Annotated in this window: 20 protein-coding genes and 7 pseudogenes; 9 read left to right on the top strand and 18 right to left on the bottom strand. The window is 53.5% G+C overall.

Annotated features, from left to right (window positions below; all coding sequences use genetic code 11):
* Positions 1-149: 149 nt before the first annotated feature.
* Positions 150-368: pseudogene (locus tag FOY93_RS23850) on the bottom strand (phospholipase D-like domain-containing protein); the annotation flags it as partial.
* Between the two features lie 168 nt (positions 369-536).
* Between FOY93_RS23850 and tnpB the strand changes: the two are divergent.
* Positions 537-821: pseudogene (tnpB, locus tag FOY93_RS23845) on the top strand (IS66 family insertion sequence element accessory protein TnpB); the annotation flags it as partial.
* On the opposite strand, the pseudogene FOY93_RS23840 reads toward tnpB, so the two are convergent.
* Together FOY93_RS23840 and FOY93_RS23110 are read right to left on the bottom strand one after the other, a co-directional pair.
* Positions 777-1259: pseudogene (locus tag FOY93_RS23840) on the bottom strand (transposase domain-containing protein); the annotation flags it as partial. The pseudogenes tnpB and FOY93_RS23840 overlap by 45 nt on opposite strands.
* A gap of 54 nt (positions 1260-1313) precedes the next feature.
* The gene (locus FOY93_RS23110; protein ID WP_143345814.1) at positions 1314-2225 is read right to left on the bottom strand and encodes a LysR substrate-binding domain-containing protein; all 912 of its coding nucleotides are present in this window, start codon (positions 2223-2225) and stop codon (positions 1314-1316) included.
* Positions 2226-2332: 107 nt separating this feature from the next.
* Between FOY93_RS23110 and FOY93_RS23105 the strand changes: the two genes are divergently transcribed.
* Together FOY93_RS23105 and FOY93_RS23100 are read left to right on the top strand one after the other, a co-directional pair.
* A complete protein-coding gene (locus FOY93_RS23105) occupies positions 2333-2695 on the top strand; it encodes a nuclear transport factor 2 family protein (RefSeq protein WP_143345813.1) in 363 nt (120 codons plus the stop codon).
* 154 nt (positions 2696-2849) lie between these two features.
* Positions 2850-3371: a response regulator gene (locus FOY93_RS23100; protein WP_172621951.1), complete on the top strand. Its 522-nt coding sequence runs from the start codon at positions 2850-2852 to the stop codon at positions 3369-3371.
* 52 nt (positions 3372-3423) lie between these two features.
* On the opposite strand, the gene traM is transcribed toward FOY93_RS23100, so the two are convergent.
* From traM to FOY93_RS23035, 13 genes and pseudogenes are all read right to left on the bottom strand, one after another.
* Complete coding sequence (traM, locus tag FOY93_RS23095) at positions 3424-3804, bottom strand: conjugal transfer relaxosome DNA-binding protein TraM (RefSeq protein WP_123061013.1); 381 nt, start codon at positions 3802-3804, stop codon at positions 3424-3426.
* Between the two features lie 436 nt (positions 3805-4240).
* A complete protein-coding gene (locus FOY93_RS23090; protein WP_143345811.1) occupies positions 4241-4492 on the bottom strand; it encodes a hypothetical protein in 252 nt (83 codons plus the stop codon).
* The gene (locus tag FOY93_RS23085) at positions 4489-5073 is read right to left on the bottom strand and encodes an adhesin (protein WP_143345810.1); all 585 of its coding nucleotides are present in this window, start codon (positions 5071-5073) and stop codon (positions 4489-4491) included. The genes FOY93_RS23090 and FOY93_RS23085 overlap by 4 nt, the downstream gene beginning before the upstream one ends.
* A gap of 98 nt (positions 5074-5171) precedes the next feature.
* On the bottom strand, positions 5172-5429 hold the full coding sequence (locus FOY93_RS23080; RefSeq protein ID WP_143345809.1) for a hypothetical protein: 258 nt from the start codon (positions 5427-5429) through the stop codon (positions 5172-5174).
* Positions 5426-5923 carry an adhesin gene (locus tag FOY93_RS23075; protein WP_223540632.1) on the bottom strand — a complete coding sequence of 166 codons (498 nt, stop codon included), beginning with the start codon at positions 5921-5923 and terminating at the stop codon, positions 5426-5428. The genes FOY93_RS23080 and FOY93_RS23075 overlap by 4 nt, the downstream gene beginning before the upstream one ends.
* 428 nt (positions 5924-6351) lie before the next feature.
* Complete coding sequence (locus tag FOY93_RS23070; RefSeq protein ID WP_223605385.1) at positions 6352-6861, bottom strand: adhesin; 510 nt, start codon at positions 6859-6861, stop codon at positions 6352-6354.
* Between the two features lie 165 nt (positions 6862-7026).
* Positions 7027-7521 (bottom strand): DUF2569 domain-containing protein, encoded by a 495-nt coding sequence (locus FOY93_RS23065; RefSeq protein ID WP_143345808.1) that lies wholly within the window; start codon positions 7519-7521, stop codon positions 7027-7029.
* 85 nt (positions 7522-7606) lie between these two features.
* Positions 7607-7855, bottom strand: a complete 249-nt coding sequence (locus FOY93_RS23060; RefSeq protein WP_143345807.1) for a hypothetical protein — start codon at positions 7853-7855, stop codon at positions 7607-7609.
* Positions 7852-16818, bottom strand: a complete 8967-nt coding sequence (locus FOY93_RS23055; protein WP_143345806.1) for a hemagglutinin repeat-containing protein — start codon at positions 16816-16818, stop codon at positions 7852-7854. The genes FOY93_RS23060 and FOY93_RS23055 overlap by 4 nt, the downstream gene beginning before the upstream one ends.
* A gap of 129 nt (positions 16819-16947) precedes the next feature.
* Positions 16948-17523 (bottom strand): Ail/Lom family outer membrane beta-barrel protein, encoded by a 576-nt coding sequence (locus FOY93_RS23050; protein WP_143345805.1) that lies wholly within the window; start codon positions 17521-17523, stop codon positions 16948-16950.
* Positions 17524-17575: 52 nt separating this feature from the next.
* Positions 17576-18127, bottom strand: coding sequence for a toxin-activating lysine-acyltransferase (locus FOY93_RS23045; RefSeq protein ID WP_143345804.1), 552 nt, complete (start codon positions 18125-18127; stop codon positions 17576-17578).
* Between the two features lie 10 nt (positions 18128-18137).
* The gene (locus FOY93_RS23040) at positions 18138-19880 is read right to left on the bottom strand and encodes a ShlB/FhaC/HecB family hemolysin secretion/activation protein (protein ID WP_240679502.1); all 1743 of its coding nucleotides are present in this window, start codon (positions 19878-19880) and stop codon (positions 18138-18140) included.
* Positions 19881-20168: 288 nt separating this feature from the next.
* A pseudogene (locus FOY93_RS23035) lies at positions 20169-20273 on the bottom strand (NgoMIV family type II restriction endonuclease); the annotation flags it as partial.
* A 165-nt stretch (positions 20274-20438) separates the two neighbouring features.
* Between FOY93_RS23035 and FOY93_RS23025 the strand changes: the two are divergent.
* From FOY93_RS23025 to FOY93_RS23005, 5 genes and pseudogenes are all read left to right on the top strand, one after another.
* Positions 20439-20777, top strand: a pseudogene (locus FOY93_RS23025) (DUF3363 domain-containing protein); the annotation flags it as partial.
* 135 nt (positions 20778-20912) lie between these two features.
* Positions 20913-21494: pseudogene (locus tag FOY93_RS23020) on the top strand (TetR/AcrR family transcriptional regulator).
* A 155-nt stretch (positions 21495-21649) separates the two neighbouring features.
* Positions 21650-22711 (top strand): MFS transporter, encoded by a 1062-nt coding sequence (locus FOY93_RS24165; protein ID WP_423069608.1) that lies wholly within the window; start codon positions 21650-21652, stop codon positions 22709-22711.
* A gap of 10 nt (positions 22712-22721) precedes the next feature.
* A complete protein-coding gene (locus FOY93_RS23010) occupies positions 22722-23486 on the top strand; it encodes an SDR family NAD(P)-dependent oxidoreductase (RefSeq protein WP_143345802.1) in 765 nt (254 codons plus the stop codon).
* A gap of 24 nt (positions 23487-23510) precedes the next feature.
* A pseudogene (locus FOY93_RS23005) lies at positions 23511-23726 on the top strand (LysR family transcriptional regulator); the annotation flags it as partial.
* A 41-nt stretch (positions 23727-23767) separates the two neighbouring features.
* On the opposite strand, the gene FOY93_RS23925 reads toward FOY93_RS23005, so the two are convergent.
* Complete coding sequence (locus FOY93_RS23925; RefSeq protein ID WP_143345801.1) at positions 23768-23893, bottom strand: transposase; 126 nt, start codon at positions 23891-23893, stop codon at positions 23768-23770.
* A 355-nt stretch (positions 23894-24248) separates the two neighbouring features.
* On the opposite strand from FOY93_RS23925, the gene FOY93_RS23600 reads away from it, so the two are divergent.
* Positions 24249-24476 (top strand): hypothetical protein, encoded by a 228-nt coding sequence (locus tag FOY93_RS23600; RefSeq protein WP_172621950.1) that lies wholly within the window; start codon positions 24249-24251, stop codon positions 24474-24476.
* 75 nt (positions 24477-24551) lie between these two features.
* On the opposite strand, the gene FOY93_RS22990 is transcribed toward FOY93_RS23600, so the two are convergent.
* On the bottom strand, positions 24552-25712 hold the full coding sequence (locus FOY93_RS22990) for a reverse transcriptase domain-containing protein (protein ID WP_232057403.1): 1161 nt from the start codon (positions 25710-25712) through the stop codon (positions 24552-24554).
* Positions 25713-25746 lie beyond the last annotated feature (34 nt).

The following is a 25746-nucleotide window of genomic DNA, read 5'->3' as shown; positions in this document are numbered from 1 at the left end:
GTCAGAGGAGCTCCAGACAGTTCCGTTACCAGCACTGCCTGTCCTCTTAGGCTACAGTTGGTCGCACAACTGGTTAACTAACAATGCTCAATAAGCTATTGGTTTAACAATGATAAATCAGACAGTCACGTTTGTTAGGCGTGTACGTGTCGCACGAAGTTAAAGGAGCCGACCTGGGTGTTGCGCCCGTCAGCGACGATCACTTTGTCATGGAGAATTTTGTAAGTACTGACTGTACGAACCGGAATGCCCGCACCAGCCAGAAGGTTCATCGCGGCCTTACTCGCGTTGTTGTTCTTTCCGGCATTTGATTTCCAGTCCAGCACCACGGCCACATCCACACCGCGCCTTTTTGCCCGGACAAGCGCCGTACTTCCTGTGACTCTCGATGCAGCTGCCGTACAGTCAGAGCCACTCGTGGAGGCCCCGGAAACCCTCAGTATCAGCTGTGAGGTAACGTTCCGGCACGGAACGCTCCGTCTCAATGGCACTGTCAGCGAAAAGCTCCTGACCCTGCTGATACAGGAGCTCAAACGGTGATCCCGTTACCAACAGGCACCAAAATATGGCTGGTTGCCGGTATCACCGACATGCGTAACGGCTTCAATGGTCTCGCTGCAAAGGTGCAGACGACGCTGAAAGACGATCCGATGTCCGGCCACGTCTTCATCTTCCGGGGCCGCAGCGGCAATCAGATCAAACTGCTGTGGTCTACCGGTGACGGGCTGTGCCTGCTGACCAAACGGCTGGAGCGCGGCCGCTTCGCCTGGCCGTCAGCCCGCGATGGCAAAGTGTTCCTGACACCGGCGCAACTGGCGATGCATGTGTTCTGCATATTTTCCAACCAGGATACGGGCCAGCACGCTGCTGCCCACACGACTGCCTTCTACTGGTTTGGCCGGGAGCGGTGCCTGCACGATCACGTCGCACCGGCTGCACGCCAGTTTTGGCCGGACCGTTTCGATAACTTTAAAGGCGGTATTGATGATTTCCAGTTGTTCAGAGAGAGTTTCTCCCATCACCTTCAGTTCTCCACCACAGGACGGGCAGACGCTGTCCGCTGGCAGGAGAGTCTGCGTTTCCCGTGGCAGGTCGGCTGGCAGCGGTTTTCGGGTGGTGTTGCGGGCGGTTTTTCCTGGCGTCGTTTGTGGCGCAACCTCAGCATCTGTTGGCGCATCCAGGACCGGTTTGTCGTCGTTCAGGCAGTTTTTGACCGCCTCCAGACGGTTTTCCAGCTCTGCCAGCCGTTTCTCTGTTTGGATTCTCTAACTGGTGCCTCAATGGGAAAAAGAAATTTCAGATACCTTGGCTATTCAGTCGTTTGCCGCAGTGAAGTGGTCCACAAAATTCTTTGCCTGATCGTCAAGCCATTTAGAAAAACGCTCCAGAGTGCCCCAATTGTGTGAGCGGTGAGGCCAGACTAGATAGTAGCTGAATGTGTGTGTAGCTTCGATAGCTGTTACCTGAACAAGTTCTCCACGTTCTAGCAGACCTGAAGCAATTGAGCGGCGGGTGAGTGCTATGCCCATTCCTGTTCTTGCAGCTTCCAGCATGTGTGTCGAATCGCTGAAAAGTAATGAAGGTGGGAGGGCGTCAAACGTACACGCCTCTGTTCTTCCGGACAACCATGTTGACCAACTCTCGGTGGCTTGTAACCTAGGAAATGCAAGGACTTCTTCCACAGTTTGCAGCCCACCAGTAGAGAATAGCCGCGGAGCAGCAACCAGCAACAATGAATCCCCCATAAGTCGGTGGATATGCATATTTGGCCATTCACCGTGTCCGAAGCGAATTGCACAATCTGCTGGCCCAGTATCAAAGTCGGTCAGATCCGTCGACGCCTCAAGATTGAGAGTAATAGTGGGGTTGCAGGCTAGCCAGTCAGACAACCTAGGTACTAACCAGTGCATGGCAAAGGAGGGTAAGACAGATATCCTCAAATACTGGCTACCTACTTGGTATCGAAGGTGCTCGGTGGCAGAGACAATATTCTCCAGTGCTTGACTAATCTGGTACGCATAAACTCGCCCCTCATCAGTGAGGATAGTCCGGCGGCCGGTACGGTTTACCAGTGATATACCAAGATAATTTTCAAGGGCGTGCATCTGGTGACTGATCGCACTGTGTGTCACATGTAATTCATCAGCAACAGCACCAACCGAGCCCAGACGTGCTAAAGCAACGAAGGCACGAAGTGCCGTTAAAGGAGGGAGTTTTGATTTCATGTTAGTTTTCCTAACCGCGTAAAAGAAAATATGTCACACATAGTTCTAGGCCGCAAAGCTATACTTTGGTGGCATTGCAATTCTTTCATGTCAGAGGAATTATATAAATGGTTATTAAAGAAATTCAGGAGTTTCTTGGTTCATACTTTGATGTGCTTCAACATCAGGATCTATCGCTATTTGATCGGGTGTTCCACCGTGATTGTGTGCTCTATTCACAGCAACAAGGTAACACAATAGTACGTCCATTATCCGAATACCGGAAAATGGTTAAAGGACGAAAATCACCGGAAGAAGGTGGATTTCCACGTTCTGATGAAGTGTTAATGATCGATGTTCTGGCATCGGATATGGCACTGGCTAAGGTCCGCTTACGTTTGTTCGACAATATTATGATCGATTATTTGAATCTTATGAAAGTTGACGGGCAGTGGCAAATTGTGTCGAAGCTCTTCTATCGAGTGGAGTAATAACATAGGTTCTGTTGCATTAAGGGAGGGGGCTGGCAAAATCCCCCTTATTTTCTCAAGTAACCAGTCATGTCTCTGATCCGAAAAGCCTTCAAACGACTCCATTATCCTGTCGATGTTATCGCCCTGTGAAGTTAAAATTCCTAGCTTCGGAATGGGTCTTGCAATTGTTGACGGGCTTGTGAAAGCCTTAAAAGGCGAAATTGAAGTAAAAAGTGAAGAGGGGATAGGCAGTGAGTTGATTGTAAAATTACCAGTCATTGTTGAACAATCAGTTGATCTTCAAAACACTTCACTTAAACAAATAGATTATCCAGTGCCAGCCAACCTAAACATCATTGTTATAGATGATAATGAACTATCATGTTTTACAATAGCTGAAATGTTATCAACCTATGACCATATATGTGAAACATCAACCTCCCCTACTCGAGCACTAGAAAAGCTTGCAAGAAAACCATATGATATAATTTTATGTGATTTGCAAATGCCAGTCATTACCGGCGATCAATTACTTAAACATATAAGAGATAATGAAGGCCCTAACATGAGAACCCCCTTCGTTTTCATAAGTGCTTACGCAGAAAAATTTAAAGTAATGAACACTAAAGTTATTTCAAAACCTGTGCATTCAGAGGAACTTCTTTCTGTAATATCTAAAGCCATCATAAAATAAATACCATAGTCCATTGTCAATAACTGACAATGGACTTTCCATTCTATTAACCTTAACCTTCATCATCCGGAAAGAAAATTCCAACATTTTCTTTAGCAACCTTATCAATAAATAGCTTAATAGTTTGTCCGTCAAATTTACCACTAGCTACAGACTCCTCACTAAGCATATTCATTCTCATAATTTCACTACACATAGCCCTGACTCTAACCAAACTGTCCAGCATAACCTTGTTGTACTCCATCTGGTTAAAACCGCCTTCCTTCCTTTCTCTCTGAATACGATAAACTCTGAGCCCTAGCTCTACTAACATGGAAGTTATTGACGAAACTGTTGCATCAGTCTCCGTTGCTCCTTCCTGCCTGCGCTCAGTAATAATCGCATCTATTTCTTCCCTGACCTGATTACTGACAAATGTTTGTATCCGTGGCATTCTTTGCTTTTCCTTACAGATTTAGAATCTTATTAAAATATAAATTCGGAAAATTATCCATAGTATGTTCAGAGTATATCATTTATTTTTGCAGAGTATAGTAACGAGTACACCCCCTCGGAAAACCAGAGTATACTCTAGAGTGCACTCTATCTATATAATTGATTTTAAATGTATAGTATAAAAAGAGTATATATATACTCTAATTATACTCTGCATAGAGTATATATATACTCTATGCATCAATGATGCAAATGACTTTGCAGTCTTAAAAAAACTATAACAGCATGATTTCAAAGAAAAACCAGGCAAGATGCAATCTTGCGAGGTGTGTGGGACTTTGAAGTTAAGAAGCAGGTTTAGACAAAATTGTCCGCCGGGCAGGATTCAGTAATTAGTGAGCAAAAATCCCGCCAGCGAAAGGGCGGGATTAATTTTATTCTTTAGGATCTGATGGCGTCTTTTTACGAGCGTTAAATACATCAATTAGTTTAAAAACGACAGCGGCAACTGTTATCGCCGTGCCTGCAATTGTTCCAAAAACCAAAGCTCTTTTGATTTGATGTAAAGGGAAAAACCAATATCCCTTACTGAAATAAATTAATGATGCTACCCCTGCACCCAGTACCAAACAAACTCCGATAGAGAAAACACAGGCATAGATGAATAGCTTCAAGTAACTAATCATTTTTTAGCCCCTGATTTTTCTTCAGATGGATTGTTTAATGCTTCTTTCGAGAATCCGTTAATAAACTCACTACCAACACCTCCGATAGCATCATAAACAAAATCAGGAATGTTATTCCCGTTTAATACTTTATCTACGCCAACTGGCGCATACTTCCCAAATGCCCCACCCAGACCAGCACCAATACCAGCCCCGGCCAGTGACACTGTATTTGGACCATCAGTAAAGAATGCCCTACCCATTGCGATACCTGTGTTCGCAAGGACACCACGACCGGGAGCCATCATGCCTGTTGTAAATGAGGTCGCGCTTCCCAGATAGTCCCACGACTTATTCGCATTCTGCGGCTGGTTTAAATCATAGACCTGATAACCACTATTGGCCGCCAGTCCAAGAAGCCCGCCACCAAGAACTTTACCTGCTGACGCAGCAGGCCCCAGATACCATGCCCCGGCAATCATCACACCATCCTGGTAGCCATCCACGATCACTTTCGTGATATTGGTGCTGTCCGGCATATCACCTTTCGCTATCTTATCCAGCCCGGCCTGCTTTTGTTCCGGTGTCAGATTATTGTCCACCGCGTACTTGTTCCATGATGTAGCCGCCGCAGCATTGCTTTCAAAACCATCACCGAAGCTGAGCGCGTTATTCTCAACAACAACTCACTCCGATAGCGTTATTTGCGTCTGTTTTTCCTATAGTGCTGGTAGTACACAAACCAGCAACCTATAGCTCCAATAACACCACCAACAACGCTGCCTTTCAAAATTTTCACATAATCGATGGATAATAAATCCACAGACAATCCGCTAGTAATAAAATAAAACAATTTTATTACAACTTGAGTGGCAACCGTTGTAATAAATATTCCAATAGGTAAAGCAATTACTAAGTAGAGTAAGATCAAAAGCCATTTTGAGAGTGAAACTTTCATTTCTGCCCCTCCGTTGCTTTTCCTGCTTGATCATTGCCATACTCTGTTGTGACTGAACCAGTTATGTTGCCAGCAACGCCGGGCACTGGATTAATCGGCAGTGGTTTTGATATTCCCATCCCGACATCTGTCCAGATCCAGTCTTTCCATGGTTTCATTGGATTAAGGACTTTATCAAATGGCAATTCAACCAATTTACCTGCGCCATAACCCAACCCAGATGCTATGCCGCTGATTGCTCCACCTTTCCACGGGTCATCACCTTTAAGGTAACTTGATGTCGCTCCACTACCAGCATTCACCGCCATTGTGCCCCATAACCCAGTTCCTGCTGTCAATGCACCTGTCCAGTAACCAAGGATTACATCATTCGGATTCACTTCACCATTAATCAGTAAGCCTACACCAGCATTTGCACTCGCACCGATCAGACTAGTGGTAGCAGCCATCTCGGGCAATAACGGCCAGGCAAGAGCGCTTCCTACCGCTGCCATTGCCGTTTCACAGGATACTGGAGTATTTCCACTACAAGCCTCTTTAATTGCTGCCTGAGTACCTGACGCGTAGTTTTCTGTTGTACCTGGTTTATTCGCGTTTGCGGCAGCTAAAATACTTCCAAGCGCGTTATTCTCAACTTAACCCCAGCCGCAAGGTCTAGGATTTGTATCCTATCTGTTCTTGTTTTTCCTGTAGTGCTGGTAATAGATACACCAACAACCTGAACCTGCAAGTCCTCCACAGAATACACCCGCTTTTATTGTTTTATTAAAATGAATATTTGAGAAACTAAACTCCCCACTATAATACAGCGAGTAACATAATTCAGTTCCAACTTGCACAAGCATGAACCATAATGGGAAAATAAGCATTAAGGCTAAGTTGAGATATAAAAAAACAAATAAGTATTTAAATTTGCTAGACCTCATTTTTTGCTCTCCGAATGATCTTTAACCCATTTACCTGCTTGATCATTAGAGACTTCAGTTGTACCTGAACCAAATATATTTCCAGCAACCCCAGGTAATGGCTCTAACTGTAAAGGCTTCGATATCCCCATTCCGACATCCGTCCAGAGCCAATCTTTCCATGGTTTCATTGGGTTAAGGAGCTTATCAAACGGAACCTCAACAAGTTTAGCGGCACCATAACCAAAACCGGACGCAACACCACTGATCGCTCCGCCTTTCAGCGGATCATCACCTTTAAGATAACTTGACGTGGCTCCACTACCAGCATTCACCGCCATTGTGCCCCATAAACCAGTTCCTGCTGTCAATGCACCTGTCCAGTAACCAAGGATTACATCATTCGGATTCACTTCACCATTAATCAGTAAGCCTACACCAGCATTTGCACTCGCACCGATCAGACTAGTGGTAGCAGCCATCTCGGGCAATAACGGCCAGGCAAGAGCGCTTCCTACCGCTGCCATTGCCGTTTCACAGGATACTGGAGTATTTCCACTACAAGCCTCTTTAATTGCTGCCTGAGTACCTGACGCGTAGTTTTCTGTTGTACCTGGTTTATTCGCGTTTGCGGCAGCTAAAATACTTCCAAGCGCGTTATTCTCAACAACAAAGTCATTAATTAGACATAGTTACCGACAAAAAACCATATTAATTCTTTTGGAAAAAATAAAATAAGGTATCCATATAACAACACCAAACAATCCACTCACTAACAATCTAATATTATCTGAATCCTGCTGTGCGTCAAAAAGAATAGCTGGCAATACAGTAAGATAGAGAGCAACAATCAATTTTGTTACATAATAAGCAATCATGGCTTTTCGAGTTCCTTTCTTGCGTCTAAAAAAGAACCACATTGCATAAAGGGAAACAAGAAATCCACATGCCAGAAACGTAAATGCTCCCATAGCGTAATAAGATAAAAAGCCAGTTTCATTGAAATAATTGAATACGGTCATGGTGAAATTGTAAAGCACAATAGCACCACCAATAACCCCCAGGATAAGCCCCAGAGCAGGAAGGTACAGCAACCCATTAATTTTACACAATTCTTCTTTTTCGCAATCATCACACAAGCCAGACTCTTTATTTGCTTCAAAACCCCTACATTTTATGCATTCCATTTTTGTTCCATTTTCATTCATGTTATGATGATAACATTTTTTATTTAAATAGCCCCAATCACAATGGTGGGGCTTGTCGCTGATTTTACTCAGGATCTGAAGGTGGTTTTTTACGAGCGTTAAACTTATCCATCAGATTAAATACTATTGTGGCCAGTGTAATCGCAGAGCCAGCTATACACCCAAACACAAAAACTCTTATCACTTCGGATGCAGGGAAAAAAAGGTATCCTTTTGTTAGATAGATAAATAAACCACCTCCTCCCATTAAAAGAAAACCGAGGATGATGCAAAAGACGCATGAATATATGAATAACACAAAATAAGCAATCATTTTCCTACCTCCTTCTTCTCAGTAGAAGCAGGCTGACTACTATTACTTGCATTTTTTATATACCCACCTAAAAACTCACTACCAAAAGAACCTGTCGCATCGAATATAAATCCCGGAACTTCTTTGCCTGTAACTGAATCTACAATGCCTGGCACATATTTACCAAAAGCCCCACCAACTCCGGCCCCGATGCCAGCACCAGCCAATGAAGCTGTATTTGGACCATCCGTAAAGAATGCCCCCCCCATTGCGATACCTGTGTTCGCAAGGACACCACGACCGGGAGCCATCATGCCTGTTGTAAATGAGGTCGCGCTTCCCAGATAGTCCCACGACTTATTCGCATTCTGCGGCTGGTTTAAATCATAGACCTGATAACCACTATTGGCCACCAGTCCAAGAAGCCCGCCACCAAGAACTTTACCTGCTGACGCAGCAGGCCCCAGATACCATGCCCCGGCAATCATCACACCATCCTGGTAGCCATCCACGATCACTTTCGTGATATTGGTGCTGTCCGGCATATCTCCTTTCGCTATCTTATCCAGCCCGGCCTGCTTTTGTTCCGGTGTCAGATTATTGTCCACCGCGTACTTGTTCCATGATGTAGCCGCCGCAGCATTGCTTTCAAAACCATCACCAAAGCTGAGCGCGTTATTCTCAACAGCGTTCTTACCCGCCAGTGCCCCCGCAACAACATTAGCACTGCTATCACCCACTACGCCACCAACCAGTCCTGCCGCCAGGGTACCCAGCGCACTGATGGTCTGACGTTGTTCTTCCGTCAAGTCGTTGCGGTCGATACCGGGGTACATCTGTTGGGCGATAAATTCCCCCATCACTGCGCCGCTGGCTCCAGCCAATGCACTGTTGCCATTGACCGCAGCTGTCACCGCACCGAGAACCGCGTGGGCCATCAGGTTGGCCTCGGTGTTCACTATCTTGCCGTCCGCACTGGTGGTCATATTGTGGATGACTTCCGCCAGATACGGTGCACTGGCTCCCGCCAGGGCTTTAGCCATATCACCGCCTGCAAGCCCCTGAATGGCCGCCGTTGCCGCCTGGATACCTTGCTGTAGTGCACTACCGGTGCCATATTGCTTCATGGCATCTTTATACTCTTTGGTTTCACGAAGTTGCTCAGTTGTCTTGTCCGGGTACTTCTCTTTCGCCGCTTTCAGCCCGTTGATATCCCCCTGCGTCCGGGCAATATCTGCCGCCTGGCTACCGATCTCACCGATCAACTGTGCTTCCCTTAACCGGTTCTGTTCTTTCTCTTTATCAAAGATTTTGTTCAGACCCGGATTCGCATTCTCGACATCACGGCTCAGCCCAGCCACGTCTTGCTTCTGGTTGGCCTGGTCACGAATGGTGATGGTGCCATCACTGACTGCCGACTGGGTTGTTGAACTGGCGCTGCCGCTGCCATTCACCCCGGTCAGGAGACCATTCGCCATATTCCCCGCGAACTGCCCGCCGATGCTACCACCCGAGCTGATACCCACACTCTGATGCTCAACGTCGTACCTGGCCTTGTTCTCGATGTTGCTGAAACCCAGCGTACCGGTATCCAGTTTATTCTTGTCCGCTGTGGCGGTAGAGCCGATAACTGCCCCGTTGAGTTGGGTATGCTCACCCACGGTAATGTCGAAGCCACCTTTTCCGGCGAACACCCCGGTCTGCTCCTGCACCGCATCGTAAGTGGAGTGCATCCTGTCACGGCTCAGATTGACCGAACCACTGGCAGAACCGAAACCGACGCTACCGCCTGCGCTGGCGTTCTGCTGCTTCGAGTCGTAGTTGTCGCTGTCGCGCTCACTGGTTAAGGTCAGGTTGCGGCCCACATCCATCGTCACCTTCTCACCGCTCACCTGTGCTCCTGTGAGGGTGGTGTCGCGGCCGCTGGTGATATTGAGGTTGTTACCGGCGTTCAGCGTGGTCTCGGTATGGGTCAGCATATTGCCGCTTTCCGAACCTTTTCCCTTGTTCACGCTGGCATTCAGCGTCAGGCCGTTCTTGCCCTGGCCGAAGTTCACACCCACACCCACCGAGCCACCCTGGCTTTCGCTCCTGCCATCCACCGTCTGGGTGTTCCGGGCTGAAAGCAGATTGACGTCCCGCGCCGCATTGAGGTTGATATCCTTCCCGGCCTGCAACTGGCTGCCCTGGACATTGATATCGGTGCCGGTCGAGCGGATGTTCAGATTGTTGCCTGCGGTCAGGGTGCTGCCCTGGCTTTGCGATTGCACCGTAGTCTGCTCAGATTTTGACGACTGGCTGCCCCAGGAGAGGTTCAGCCCCACCAGGCTGGTATTTTCATCTCCGGCGTTGTGCACTTCATTCGCCTGCGCCGCCTGTACCCCGCTCAATGCCGCTTTCATCCCCTGCAAGGCAGCGAGACGCCCGTTACTCTCCTTGCTGGCGTCACTGGCGCTCGATACTGCAGAACTCACGGCACTGCCCACCGTACCGGACAGCGCCAGCGTCAGGCCACTTTGCTTCTGCTCCACCACATGCTTCCGGGTGCTCTGATTTTCTGCGGCAAGGACATTAACTTCCTTGCCGGTCAGGTTGATGTCTTTTCCGGCCAGCACATCAGAACCCTGTACCGTCAGGCTATTACCCGCATTCAACGTGACATTCCCCTGGGTGCTGCCCACCGTGCTGCCGACGCTGGTCCGGGATTTGCCATCATCGGTGGTTTTGGTGTCACTGGTGCCGTAGCTGAAGCCAATGCCGCCAGTGCCGGACAGGCCGCTTTTCTTCTCCTGCAGCATATGGGTTTCATCGCGCTGTTCGGTCGCCGCCTGCAGGTTCAGGTTGTTACCGGCGGTTAAATTGACATCCTGCGTAGCCGCCACGCTGCTGCCCGTGACGGTTAAATCACGTCCAGCCTGCATGCTCACCGTGTCGCCGCTCAACTGGCTGCCATTGACAGTCTGCTGGCTAATGGTGTCCCGCGACTCGGTGGTGGTTTTCGAGAGCATGCCGCTGCTGCCGGTCGCCTTGTAATGCTGGTCCAGCGTGTTGGTATCAACGCCATGCTGAATGTTGATATCGTTACCTGCCGCCACACTGAGCTTATCACCGGCAGAGACGTTGCCTGCGGTGATATTCACATCTTGTCCGGCTCCCAGTTGCACGTTACCTGCACCGACGATTTCACTGCCGACCTGCTGGCTGCTGGAGTGGTGCTGCCAGTTGTCGCCCCAGTTGAGGTTGTCTGTGCTGCCGGTAGTCACCGTATTGAGGTTGAGATCACGCCCTGCCGTGATGGAGGTGCTGCCGCCTTCCCCGCTATTCACAATCTGCGCCGCCGTCAGATTCACATCGCGCCCTGCCTGCAATGCCAGCGTACCATCCGGCTGCTGCACATATAGCCCGGCGACGCGATCCAGCGTAGTGCGTGCAAAATCGCCACCGGCGCTCTTGGCGCTGCGGGTGGTGGTGGTGGCGTTGATATCCCGCCCGGCGGTTGCGGTGAGGCTTTGTTGCCCGGCGATCACCCCACCGACATTACTGATGTCGGTCCGCGCCTTCAGCGCGACATCGTTCCCCTGGATCAGGCCGCCCAGGTTGCTGATGTTTTCTGCCAGGATCTGCGTACTTTGCTGGCCGTTGATGCGCCCACTGTTAGTCAGATTGCCGCTCAGGTTCAGGCCGATGGTTTTTCCGGCAAGCAGTGCGCCGCTGCCATCCAGATCCCCTGCCTTGACGGAGGCATACACCTGTGGCACCAGTACCTGACGGGTACTTCCGTCCGGCAGGGGCACGGTCTGCGCCACCATCCAGACGATATCGCCCGTCAGCAAGGCCATCTGTTCAGCGGTGAGCGCCACACCCAGCGTCAGATTGTATTTCTTGCCGAACTCCACCCCGTTGTTCATCAGGGCCTTGTACTGCTCTTCGTCGTTCTGGAAGCCGTCGAGGTAACGGTTACCGCTCAGAGCGATCACCTGTTCACGGATCAGCCGCTGCTCGTAATAGCCATCCCCCAGGCGTTTCAGCACGTTGTTCGGATCGGTGGTGAAGGCGTTCATCATGTAATCCGAGCCCAGCCACTGTTTCTTGTCCGTGAAGCGCGGATCGGTTTCCACCAGATACGGGCTGCTGTCCGGTCGTACCCGGAACAGGCTGTTGTCCGGCAGGCGGGTGTTTGGTCCCACCAGACGCACCACCTTACCGGAGTCCCCGAGGTTCACCTCGAAGGTTTTGCCTGCTGGCAGAGTAATCGCCCCCGGCACCACCGGCAACAGGTTACCTGCGCCCGGCCCGGCAATTGGCGTGGCATTAATGCCCACTGCCCCCTGGATATCGCCATTAATATCGGCCTGCTGCTGGGCATCAATCACCAGATTGCTGCCCTGGCTCTGGGTGTATTCTGCCAGCGTACTCGGTTTCAGGGTGATGGCCTGGATCACCGTCGGTGGTTTATAGGCGGTCACATCGACATTGGAAGAGTCTCCGCCTTTACTCTGATGGCGTGAATAGTAGGTAGCGGTGCCCACATCGTTGATCTGGCGGTTGGCCTCCACCTCGACGTTATTCAGCGATCCGCCCTGGAGCGCCAGTGCCCCACCGGCGATGATCTGGCTCTTGTCATTCAGCACGCTGCCCGCATTGATGCTGAGATTGCCCCCGACCAGGATTTTGGCAGGGTCAGACTCTTTCACCCGATCTTCTGTGATGGTGCGGGTGTAGTCGTAGCGGGTAAAACGGTCTCCGTCGGTGGTGTGGCAGATCACCCCTTCGATACACAGGATATTGACTTCGTCCTTGTAGATATAAATGGTGTAGTCTTTGTCGTTATAGCGCACGCCGTTATTCAGACGCGCCACTTCGTACTCGGAAACGTGCTCCTGGGAAACCAGCACGCTTTCCAGCGAGAAATGGTCATTGATGTTGTTGATTTGCGCGATATTGAGCGCCATATCCCCGGCAGATTCAATAGTGGAACTGTGGTTGTTGAGTACCCCGCCCTGGCCGATGGCCTGATAGCTGCCATCCAGCGCCCCGCCAATCGTCATAAAGCCGTCGCTGTAAATCAGCGCATGGTCGTAGTTGTTGAGGGTGCCGCCCCCCAGATCCAGGCGCTGACGCGCGGCAATCGTCGCCGCCTGGCCGTTCTCCGCCTGGTTGTTCAAGGTTCCCGCCTGGATAGCTAACGCATCGCCATAAATACGGCCACTGCCGATATTGTTGACGGCGGTGCTGTTGAGGCGGGTATAAAAACCGTCAATCAAGCCATAGTTGGTCAGGGTCTGGGTGGCGGTGAGTTGCGTGGTACCTGCGCTGATTTCCGCAGCGGTACTGTTGAACAGGTTGGTGGCGACCAGATCAAGTTTGTTACCCGCCTGGATCAGCGACCGGTTGGTCAGAGTACCCTTGGTGGTCAAGCCCAGGTCATGACCTGCCTGGACTGACCCGGTATTGAAGAAATCCTGCACCAGCGTGAGCGACATGTCCCCCAGCGACAACAGCGAGCCATCGCCGGTCAGAGAACCACTGGTGAGATTCAGTTGCTGACCCGCTTCCATGGCACCGGCTCTATTGGTGACTTGTTGGGCCAGGGTGTGCAGGCTATTCTGCGCACTCAACAGCCCCGAGGTGTTGTTCAGGCTGCCGCTCAGATTAAGCGTCAGCGCATCATCGACGCGCAATGCACCCTGGCTGTTATCAACATCCTGCGCACTCAGCGTCAGGCTGCCGCCCTGGATGCCATTTTGTGCACCGAGGGTATTCTGGTTGAGAATAGTGGCAGCGTTCAGGGTGACCTTCAGTGCCCCCTGGATCAGCCCGGCCCTGTTGTCGATAACGGACTGAACCGCGTTAAGCGCCATATTACCCAGCGCCTGGATCTGGCCCTGCTGGCTATTGATGTTGCTGGCTGTGAGATCCAGTGTCCCTTTACTGAACAGGTTACCCTGCAGGCTGTTATCGAACGCGGCGGTATTGAGCGCCATCGCCCCGCCGGAAGCCAGCAGCCCATACTGGTTATTCGCATCTGCGGAGGTCAGCGACAGGTCACCCTGCGCACTGAAGGTGCCGTGCTGGTTATCCAGCCCGTCCCCCTGAGTATTCCACTGTAAATTCTGCCCGGACTGCAAGGTACCCCAGGCGTTATTCAGCGCCTGCGTCAGGGCATTGATACTGCCCAGTGCAGCGATCTGGCCCTGTTGGTTATTGACGGCCCCGGAGGTCAGGGTCAGTTGCTGATTACCGATCAGAACACCCTGCTGGTTATCCAGCGCAGCGGTTTTAAGCGTCAGCGAACCCTGGCTGGTGATGCCCCCCTGGTCACCGCTGCGGGTGTTGATGAGGGTCCCCCTCTGGGTGTCAATCGCCAAATCAGCAGCGCTTTGCAGCAAGCCGCCGTCATCGTTCAGGAGCCCGGTGTTAAACAGTGACAGATTACTGAGGGAAGCCAGTTGGCCGCCCCGGTTATCCAGTAAGCCGGTGCGCAGTAACGTATCGCCACCGCCCACCAGTTTGCCCTGACGGTTATCCACTGCACCGCTGGCAAGCGATAGCGCGCCAGTTGCGCCGATCAACCCACCTGCCGAGTTGTCGAGTGTCTGGCCGTGCGTGTTCAGCGTCAGTACCGCACCGGACTGAATGTTCCCCGCCTGGTTGTTGAGAACGCCGCTGCTGAGCGTCAGCCCCTTGTCTGCCAGGATTTTGCCTGCGGCATTATTGAGTGTGCCGGTCCGGGCATTCAGGGTGCTGGCAGCAATCTGGCCGTTGCGGTTGTCGAGGTTGCCGGTCGCAAGCTGCATATCACCTGCGCTGACAATGCCGCCCTGTGCGCCGCTGTTGCGGTTCAGCACCTCGGCTCCGCGACTGTTCAGACTCAGGGTGGAACCCGCCTGCATCAGCCCACCGGTGTTATCCACCGCACCGCTGAGCGAGATCAAACGACCATCGGCGGCAATCAGACCATCGCGGTTGTAGAGCGCACCGTCCAGGGTCAGCGTTACATCGTGCTTGTCGGCAGCAATCAGCTGGCCTTGCTGGTTGTTCAGGGTTCCCGCCGTCAGCGATAACGCACCGTTGGAGAAGATTTCCCCTTCCTGATTGTCGAGCAGGTCGGTAACATTCAGGTTCAACGTGCCGCTGCCGGTCTGAGTCATCTGCCCGCCACGGTGCGACAGGCTACCGGCATTAAGGGTAATATTTCCCGCCTGGGTGGTGGTGTTATCCAGTTGCAGTTGGGTACCGCTGAGCGCCAGACTGCCGTTGGACAGTACCGCGCCCTTATCACCGTTCATCTGTGTAGCCTGAATGATCAGCGCACCGTCACCAGCATGCACAAGGGTGCCTTGCTGGTTGTTGAGATTCGCCGTGTTGAGCGTCAGGTTTTTACTGTTGCTGGCGATAGTACCTGCACGGTTGTTGATGCTGCTGACGTGGGATAGCGTCAGATCCTGCTGCCCGAGCTGCTGCACGGTACCCTGCTGGTTAGACAAGCTATTGGCAGTCAGGGAAAGCTGGTCGGCACTGAGTTTACCGCCGTCGTTATTGAGCATCCCGCCGGTACGTGCAGAGAGTGTTTGTGTGGCCGCCAGATTGGCCCCGGCGGTGCGGATATCACCCACCGTGGCCTGGAGAACGATGTTGTTGCCGTAGGTCTGGCTGCCGCTGAAATCCAGCGCGGTGCCGGTAGCGGACAATTGCCCTGCTGCGGAGTTCTGGCCGTTGGCGTTGAGCTGACCCTGGCTGTTGAGCGTCAGGTTACCGCTGCTACCGAGTTTCCCATTGCTGGCCATCCCTGCTGCCAACACCCCTTGTGCGGTGCTGTTAATGCTGGCTGTGGTAAGTGTGGTGTTGCCCTGTGCGGCCAGAATGCCGCTGTTGGTCAGTGCGCTGCGGCTCTGCACCTGGGTATCTGCCCCGGCGTACAGCTTGCCGCTGTTATTGATATCCCCGGTGGTCGTCACCTGGACGGCCTGAGAAGCGTTAATCGCCCCGCTGTTGGTGAGCATCCCATCCGCATTGACCACCACGTCACCAGCGATGGCATTGAGCGCCCCGGCATTGTGCACGCCCACCCCGGCCTCGGTGCCCAGCAGGCGGATTTTATTGGCGTACATGCCGCCCAGTTGTGACACATCCACCGCCACCTGTGGACGGGGGTCGCCGTCAGCGGTCTTTGCTGCGACAGTTTGATGTGCGGCATCCACCTCGTTGCGCCCGGTGGTCACCGCCAGATCGTTGGCCCACAGCCCGGCATTGATTTTGACCGAACGCGCAATCAGATCGGTATGATCCTGCAGGCTGCTGTCCAGCCCCTTGCCCTGTATGACGATTTCACCGCGTTCGACGTTATAGCCGGTCAGTTGGCCGTTGGTCATCTGCGCCTGACCGGTGGTGAGCGTGGCGCGGTTGGCGTTGATAAATCCACAGCCGCTACAAGTAATACCTGCCGGGTTGGCGATCACCACCTGCGCTTTCTGCCCGGCCACTTCGATAAAACCGTTCAACTGGCTTGGGTTACTGGCATTGACTTCATTGAGAATGACTTTGGCTTCGCCTTTTGCCAGCCACGGGTTGGCGGTGACCATGCCAGCGATCTGGGTCTGGGTGTTGAGGTGGCTGTTATTGAGCACCACGCCCTTGTTATCGATGTCGAACTGACTGTAGACGTTGCGCGAAACGCCCTCTGCGCTTGGCGTCTGGATATTGACCTGTGGCGTGCCGTTGGCACTGCTGATAATGGTCGGCTGCTGGTTACCCGGTGCACTGCCATCGGCCACGATGTTGGCCTGCACCGGATGTATAGCCCCCAGGGCCAGTAGCACCGCAAAACTCAGTCCATGAACTTTACCTATCATCTGGCTGAGGGTATGACCGGTACCCGACGGCGACGATGCAGCCCCCGCACGGCCAGCCCCGGCGATATCGGGCACCACCATCAGCATGCCACGCGCCTGGTTGAAAATGAGTCGGTATAAATTCTTGTTCACAACAACGTCCCTGCAGAAAATGTGGAAGTGAAAAGTTAGTTTTTTTATCTACCCCAATGGCCTCAAGCGACAGCATAGTGACCTGTCGCTTCAGGTCATTAATCCCGGCGAAAACCGGGATGTCTGGCATCAGAAGCGATAGCCGATCCCGATATTGAAGCCGTTGATAGCATGAGATTTATTGCCGTCATCCAGGCTGGAGCCTTCATAACCGATATCCACCGCCATATTTTCAATCGGGTTAATCTGCAGACCCACACCGTACATCAACGAGGTCTTGTTGATGTTGCCGGTTTCCGTGCCCATATAGCGATAAGAGCCGGATTCGTAGTTGGTCCAGGAGGAGCTGTAATCCACTTTGTTGCGATTGAACCCCAGCAGGCCATAGACGCTGAAAAACTCGTTAAAGCGGTAAGCCGGGCCGACAGACAGCGAGTAATATTTGATGTCTACCTTGTTCTCGATGATATCGCGCGCCAGAAGGTAGGAATCATTGTCATTCCCATTCATATAAGTGAATGAACCGATAACGCTGACCGGTGAATCCCACTCATAGCGGTACTTGAGGTTCACCCCGTTGATATTGTGCAAGTCCTGCACCTTGCTCTGCGCATACCCCAGAGAAACGGTTTGCTGAGCGGCATGTGCCAGCGAACTCAAGCCCAGAGTGGCGACCAACGCCGAGGTCATCAATAACGCTTTCATTGTTTTATCCTTTTTAGTGTGTGCTTGCCTTAGCCGCGGTTTTACGTCGTCCCTAACCCTGTCGCTCATCGGCGTGCGGGGTTTCGGGCAGAGAAACAGATAAGGGATTGGCCACACGCCAGGCACGAGCCTGCGCTTGACTGACCTGGTCACCCTTGAAATTCATCACGCGTTTACCGCGTTGTGCACCACGGTGATAAAGGGAACGAAAACAGTGCTCAGGGAACAGCACGGCCCCTACCAGGCGGCGCATCACCCGGACATCGCCAAACGGCGCGATCCAGTCACGGAGCCACAGGCGATCGCCGCTGGCCCAGTCATCTTCCTTCACCAGAATGGCCGGTTGCGTGAGATAGCGCGCTTCCGCCTCCGCGCTCAGCAACATCCAGCTGAGGAAAAACAGCGGCTGTGTACCCCGGCTGACCAGCATATAGTGCTGGTGTTTGATAATCGGCAACAATACCGTGGGCAACGCATGCAATGGCAGATCCCGGTGCTGTGACGAGTGCATCCACAGCCACACGGCGGCCCCGAGCACCTCGGCTTCACTGAGATCCCCACCTAACATCAACGGCGCATGGACGTCATAAGCACCTGTCTGCATAGTCCTGCCCTCAGAAATCCCAGTTCAGGGTAAAGCCCAGCGTCAACGGGCTGGTCTTGAAGCCATCCGGTCTGGAGAGCGGTACACCGGCAAACAGATCATAACGCGTCTTTAAGGCGCTGCCGCGCATACCGAGCACGCTACCGGCCAGGTTGGTTCCCGCCAGGTTTTCGGTGCCACGGCCGCTGACGTGACCGTAATCTGCCCCCAGATACAGTTCCTGGTTCGGCACTGGCGTGCTCCAGGCCAGCTCATTGCGCACCGACCAGCCCGCACTGGCATTGAGAGTACGTTCTCCGTCAAAACCGCGCACCGTAAAGCGGCTGCCGATGGCAAACTGGTCCTGCGGCGTCAGCGGGGTGCTGCTCATCTGGCGCTGATACTGAACGTTGTAACGGAAGGTCTGTTTGCCCAGCGCAAACGGCACATTAAGTTGGCTGGAAAGCTGTATAATCTTGCTAAGTGCAGTGGCATCGCCATACGACTCTTCCGGCGCAGGCAATGCCCCGAACCAGCGGGTGCCACGCTGATAGCTGATACCGGCGTCCAGTGTCGCCTGCTGGATAAAGTGGCGGTGTTGCAGCCCCATACGCCAGCCTGCAGTGCGGCGGCGCTGTACTTCCACTTCGGTGTCATTGATGTAGTTCTTCGACCCGCGCGTCAGGATATCGTAGGTGAAGGTAGTTTTCTGATTGCTGCTACGGTGCAGGACGCGGCTCAGTTGCACCGTCAGGTTCTGGCTGTCGCCGCTGTAACGGTAATCGCTATTCAGCCCGGCCACGGTCTGGTGATAGTTGTAGTCGTTGGCAGTCACCGACAGCATCGCGTAGCGGAACGGCACCGAGTAATGGGCGGTGAGGTTCTTGCTGCCCTTGTCATTACCGGGTTGCAGCGCACGGGTACCGGAGATGTAGAACAGGTCGCTGAGAGACAGCGGGTTATCCAGCGAGAAGGTCAATCCGCCCTGGTAACGCCCGGTACTGCGGGTGCCGGAATCGTCCAGCGACGCACCCAGCCGCCATATTTTGGCCTGCTGCCAGTTGAGCTGAATATCACTTTCGCCGGGTTTTTCACCGGGGACAATTTCCATCCTGGCCTGTACGGTCGGCAGGCGCTGCAGGTTCTCCAGGCCTTGCTCAATGCCGCGCAAATCCAACAATTGACCGGATCGCGGCGGGAACGCATTGAACAGCGTGATATAGCTCCCGCTGTCCGGCGTCAGTTTCACCTGACGGATGAAACCAGGCAGGATGTTCAGCTTCAATGCCCCTCGTTTTAAGTCTTGCTGCGGGGCCAGCACGCGGGTGGTGATATAGCCGTGGTCCACCAGGCGATTCTGCATCGTGCTCATCAGGAGATTGATGCCCTTGCCGCCCAGACACTGGCCCTGCGTCTGATTGGCGATGCGTTGTAACGGTAACCAGCGTGGCAAGGCTTCCTGACCACTCAGTTCCACGCGATCGATATTGAAGCAGGTTTTTTCTGTGGGGAAAACAAGATGAGAGGGAGAGGACGCTTTCTCAGAAAGACGGATATCCGGTGCTTTTGGTGTAAGAGCCTCGTCTCGGGCTTTTTGCTGCTGCTCCTGCAGCTGAAACTGCCGTGTGGCATCCTGTTGAAGCAGGTTTTGCAGGATAAACGGTTCATCGCCAGTGGGTGCCGCAGAGACGGGGACAACACCGGACAACATCGCTGAAATACAGACAACACAAAAAGAATGCTTACGTATCCGTGAGCGACGCTGAACATCCATGTCGATATAACCCTTACACAATCGCATTATCTTTTAAAATGGAAACAAAGGACTGAATATAACCGATATGGCTGCATTGATTCATTCCATAAAAACCTTTGTTATTCAGTAAAATAACGCAAAGCAATCGTCTTGCAAGGAGGGTTTTATGCTGCCATTCATGGCGGTAACTGCCACATTCCCTCCGTAAAAAGTATATCTGACCAGTCAAATGCGACCATACCCCCCTGAAATGAAGGACAGACATCTTTTCTGGATGCAGGGGCTGAACACCGCGGTCAGGCGTAAGATGGTGCTGTCGTCCTCTGTTTCGCGTACCACCACGATATCCGGTGTGATGGTGTAGTCGCTGCCGAGAGCTGCCGCCAGTTCTGGAGCGGCCTTGGAGGACCGGTGAACTAAGCAGCCTGTCGGCTGCAAATTGCCCCCCCCGCCATCGGTCAACCGCTAGCTGCTCAACGACCTCTGCCGCCTCGCCGTCGATAATCTCCTGTACGCCGCCGGCAAAAGGGCACTGGATATCGGTATTTTCTGCGCGATTCACACTTATGGGCGTCGTCTGAACAGGGACTGGCGCAGCGCGTCATCCTCACACGCAACCTGCTGGGCATGCTGCGCAATCGGGAATTGGCGCAGGGTGCCAAGGACATTGCCGCCGAAACAGGTCTGGAGCATCTTCCGGTGGCCGATAGGCAGCGCGTGGCCGGCATCTACCGGCACTCCGTCATGCTCGCCAGCGGGCGCTACGCGATGCTGGACGATGGCATGGGATTCAGCCTGGTTCCGTGGCGGCCAGTGATCGAACAGCGGCTGGGACAGCAACTTGCCGCAACAGTGCGCGGCGGCGGCGTGTCGTGGGAGATTGGACGGCAGCAGGGGCCGGCCGTTGGTGGCTAGTTTCCAGATGACGCGGCAAGCCGTCTCATGTCCCCAGCTCATCAAATTTATATTTGACTGATCGTTCCATTATTGGCTATAACCTCAGCGAGGTCACGCACCTGCACACGCAGACCAAGTATTCAGAGTTACGTCATGAGTGGAAGACCCCGGGAATTCGACGATGAAGCCGTCATTGAGGCGGCTATGGACGTGTTCTGGTCGAACGGCTATCAGGCCACTTCGTCGCAAGAGCTGGTCGAGCGTACCGGCCTGGGACGCGGCAGCCTCTACAACGCCTTCGGCAGCAAACAGGGGCTGTACCACGAGGCACTCAAGCGCTATCAGGAACAGGGCATTCTTGCGCAGTCGCAGATTCTAAATGACCCCGGCGCAGTCAAGGAGCGCCTGCGCAGCCTCATGCTGTGGGGCATTGAGGGCGACCTTGATCCGGTCAAGCAGCGCGGTTGCATGGCGCTGTTCGCCGCTCTGGAGCGTTCCAGCAAAGACCCGGTGGTCGTGCAGATCAGCCGGGGTTATGTGAATCGGCTGGAGCAGGAGCTGTGCTATTTGTTTGCCGTGGGTCAGCGCAACGGAGAGGTGTCTTCCTAGAGGTCGCCATGGTCGCTGGCGCGCGCCTTTCTGAGCAGTTACTACGGCTTGCGCGTTCTGGGCCGGTCGATGCAGGAGCGCGCGTTCCTCGAAGATGTGATGGAAGGTACGCTCGCCCTGCTGTGAGGCTCACCACTACCCTGCCGTGACAGCCTTTTTATTTCCCCAATTATGTAATGAATGTTAAAAATATGCCCCCGAAATAGCCCGTCCCCTTCGTTGTTTGTCTGCTGGGCCTGACGATTTTCGCCTTGACCACAGCCGAGTTCATGGTGGCCGGCATGATGCCGTCGCTGGCGGTGGCGCTGAGCGTCTCCGTCGGGGAAATCGGCTACCTGATTTCCTGGTATGCACTGGGCATGGACATCGGTGGCCCAGTGCTGACGGCTCTGTTGTTCGCATTGCGCATTCCCGACAAGCGAGCGTTGCTCTGGTTGCTGGTTCTCTACGTGGCTGGTTCCGGGCAGCATTGGCAGCGTGGTCATGGGCATCGCCAGCCCGCCTTACCTCGGCGTATCGCTGAGTATTTTCGCCGGGCTGGTCGCTCCAGAAGCGCGCGGTCGCGCGGCGTCTTTCGTGCTGGCGGGCCTGATGCTCGCACCAGTGTTCAGCGTGCTGGCGACGGCCCTGATCGAGCTGCAGCATGGCTGGCGTACCAGCTTCTGGGCCGTGGCGTTGCTGTCCATGCTCTGCACGGCGGTGGTGGCCTCCGTGTGTCAGTCTCGAAGGGGCAAGCGCAGGTGAGCTTGAGCGCCGAGTTGCTGTCGCAGCGCAATAGCGGATTGTGGGCCGCCTATGCCACCAGTGCACTCATCATCGGCGCGACGTTCACCGCCTTCAGCTATTTATCGCCAATCTTCACCGAGGTCACGGGCTTTTCGGCCCAAATCATTCCCTGGCTGCTGGTCGTCTATGGCCTGGCCAACGTCATCGGCCGCGTGGCCGACCGTCACACTATGGCGGTGCTAACGGTCGGCCTGGGCATCCTGGCTATGGGGTTGGGCGCGTTCGCCCTGTTTGCGCACAGCGCCACGATCAGCGTGACGGCATTCCTGGTGATCGGCCTGACCGGGGTATCGCTGAATCCGGCAATGGTTGTTCGCGTCATGCGTGCTGCTTCGCTTGGGCCGCTGGTGAACACCATGCACGCATTGCTGATTACTGTTGGACTCGCGTTCGGTTCCTGGGTCGGCGGGGTAGCGATCAATGATGGTTATGGGCTGCGATCCCCCTTGTGGATAGGCGTTGCATTGGCTACGCTAGGCCTGCTGAGCCTGTCGCCTTATTTGAGATTCCGGCATTTCAGCGTCAAGCGGACGACGGATGTGTGTTTGGGAGTATAAAGGAGTTGCTATGAAGACAGATTCTTTTTCGGGAAAGAACGCGCTGGTCATTGGCGCGGGTTCGGGTATCGGGCGTCAGATCGCCATCGCCTTGGCTAGGCAAGGCGCTCGCATTGTTCTCGCAGGCCGGAGAATCGCGGAGCTTGAACAGACGGGCCGGGAGATCGATCCGGATGGGCGTAATTGGCTGGCCGTCCCGAGTGATGCAACGGATGAAGAAAGTGTGCGGTCTCTGATGGTTCAGGTGCTGGCAGGGCCGCGGCAGCTTGACATCGCCGTCAATGTGGCCGGCGTGTTCCGGATGGGTGCTGTGGACGAAACCGAAGTCGATGCCTTCAGAACGCTTCTCGATACCAATGTGATCGGCACCTGGCTCTGCATGAAACATGAAATTCTTGCCATGAAACGGCAAGGCGGCGGTGGCTCCATCGTGAATATTGCATCGAATGTCGGCCCCCACCTGATCCGACCCGGAACGGGTGCATACGCGGCATCTAAGGCTGCCGTATCCATTCTGACCCGTACGGCCGCACTGGAGGCGATCAGCAGCGGTATCCGCATCAACAGCGTCAGCCCTGGTCCTGTCGATACGCCGATGTCCTTCCGACCTGGTGAAGACCGGACTGCGCGTGACGCCCGCATGGCGCAAGTGAACCCTTCTAAGCGGGTCGCAAAGTTGGAGGAAATTGCTTCCGCCGTGCTTTGGTTGTGCTCTGAGGGCGCGGCGTACACGGTAGGACACGATTTGGTCGTTGATGGTGGTGCATCGGTGTGAAGTAACCGTAGATGGAACTCAGCGATGGAACTTCGCCATCTTCGTTGCTTTCTTGCCGTAGCCGAAGAGCTGCACTTCGCCCGCGCAGCCGAGAAACTGCATATCGAGCAGTCTCCGCTGTCACGAGCCATCAAGGAATTGGAGGAAGAGCTGGGCGTGGTGCTGTTCGCCCGTACCACGCGAAGCACGCGGCTGACCCGCGAGGGCAAACTGTTTCTGGATCATGTGCCACATGTTTTCGGTAAGCGTCACTAAATCCCCACAGTGATCTGCTACGGGGTTTAAGGCAGGGTGATTTTCCAGGGCAGCAGCGCGTCCACAATCAGCACCAGATCATTGATGTTTTTGCGGAAGTCGATATGCTCCGGATAAAGCCAGATAGTGGGTGGTTCGACAAACATCTTCATGGTGCCATCTCCCGCAGCAGGGTGGCCAGCCAGCGTGGCGGGATATCGGCGGGCAGGGAGAGGGTAGCGTTGTGTAAGGTGAGAGTGAGCCGCAGGTTTGCGGGCGGAGCTTAGATAACACTCCCCGTAGGCAGGATTGCACTGGCTGGCCCGGGCCTGTTTTCTTCTGTCCCGGGAGGGAGTGCGGAAACTGAAGGGTGTGATGGAGGCGTCGCTGGCAGAGAGTCGCAGCCAAGCATTTGAAAATGCGGAGCGCGTGATGCCATGCAGGCGGCAGAACTGTGTTTTAGTGAGGCCAGAGCGGAATTGTTCGTCAAAAAGGGAGTGCCATTCTGCGGGGATGCGGGTGTTTCTCATGAGTCTGATCCTTGTTGGTTATCGGGAACAAAATCATGGCAACATCGCGAACACAAAAACAGGTGGGGATTTAGTGACGCTTACGCTCAATCAGTGGGATGCGCTGTGCTACTACTGCGATGATGGTCTTGCGGAAGCTGGTAGAGTAGAGATGTGGCGCGGTGGTTTTAGTTCAGGCATATCTGTTAATCCACCTCTTTCGATTGGTGGTGCCTTACTGTCCTGAGCGTGACTCCGTTTCCACATCCCTCTCATCGAACCGGACTTGCGGATTTCCCGCATCCGGCTCTCTTGCAGCACATCAGACCTTCGCGTTCGGGCGGTTACGGGGAAGGTCCAGCAGGCGTATCAGTCCTAACTGCTCGTACAGGTACTGGTCGGGGTACTGGCGATATCCCGTTCCCCGCTGGCCCTTCCTTCGCTGTAACCAGATCCTGACTCGTCTCGCCGTGTAGTTGTCAATGTCACGATATATCTGTAACACCGGACCCTGACTGAAGTAACTGGACCAACCCCTGAGGAGCGGATTCAATCTTTCCGCTCTCTCAGCGGCAGGTTTGCAATTCCAGCGTGATGTTGTCTGGGCGTGTATTTCCTGTTTGAGCCGTTTGATCGCTTTCCGGGATATTGCTGTGCCCCAGTAGGGGCGCCCACCTTTGCCATAAAATCGGCCAATGGTATATCCGAGAAAATCAAAATTCCCTTCAGGTAGAGCGACCAGCCGGGTTTTACTTTCGTTAACGGTCAGCCCCAGCCGTTCCATCAGGCGCTTCATCCTTGTCATGGCCTGTTCTCCGGTTCCCCTTTTGCATAATATCACCAGATCGTCGGCATAATTGACGATCTCGCTGTTCTTCTCCCAGAAAGGAGTCCCGCTATTCCATGCCAGAATAAATCGCCTGAAATAGAGGTTTCCCAGCAACGGGCTTATTGGTGAACCCTGTGCCGTTCCACGATGAGTGTTACGGCCAGCTGTGGTCCGGATTTCGACACCCTGCCTGGTCCGTTCCACTACCGGGGCTCTGAGCCACTGGCGGATTATCCCCAGTACGCTACCATCACTTATCCTCCGGGCGATGCATTTCATCAGTTGCCCATGAGGGATCGTACTGAAGTAGTCAGATAAATCCGCATCAACGACTTCTCTGGCGAAGCGTTCAGAGATGCTAAAGTAGACTCTGCGTATGGCCATTTTGGCGTCGATGTGACTTCTGAAACCGTACTGCCGTGGGGACAGATCGGTGTCGAAAACGGGGTTAATAACGAGTAACACCGCCGTCTGAACCACTCTGTCTTTTATTGTCGGGATACTCAACGGGCGTTGTCCGCCGTTGGCTTTGGGGATCCATACACGCAACAGGGGCGAGCAACGATACTGCTTTGTGCTCAGCTCCTGCTTTAATCTTCGCAACCATTGCCCTAATCCCTGCTGTTCTATGCCAGCAAAAGACTCTCCATCCACGCCGGGGGCTCCCCGGTTGAGACGGCATCGCCTG

The sequence above is a fragment of the Enterobacter sp. 18A13 genome, from assembly GCF_007035975.1.
GTDB classification, from domain to species: domain Bacteria; phylum Pseudomonadota; class Gammaproteobacteria; order Enterobacterales; family Enterobacteriaceae; genus Enterobacter; species Enterobacter vonholyi.
The sequence above is the reverse complement of the archived record's forward strand: the minus strand, read 5'-3'. Positions and strand labels throughout refer to the sequence as shown.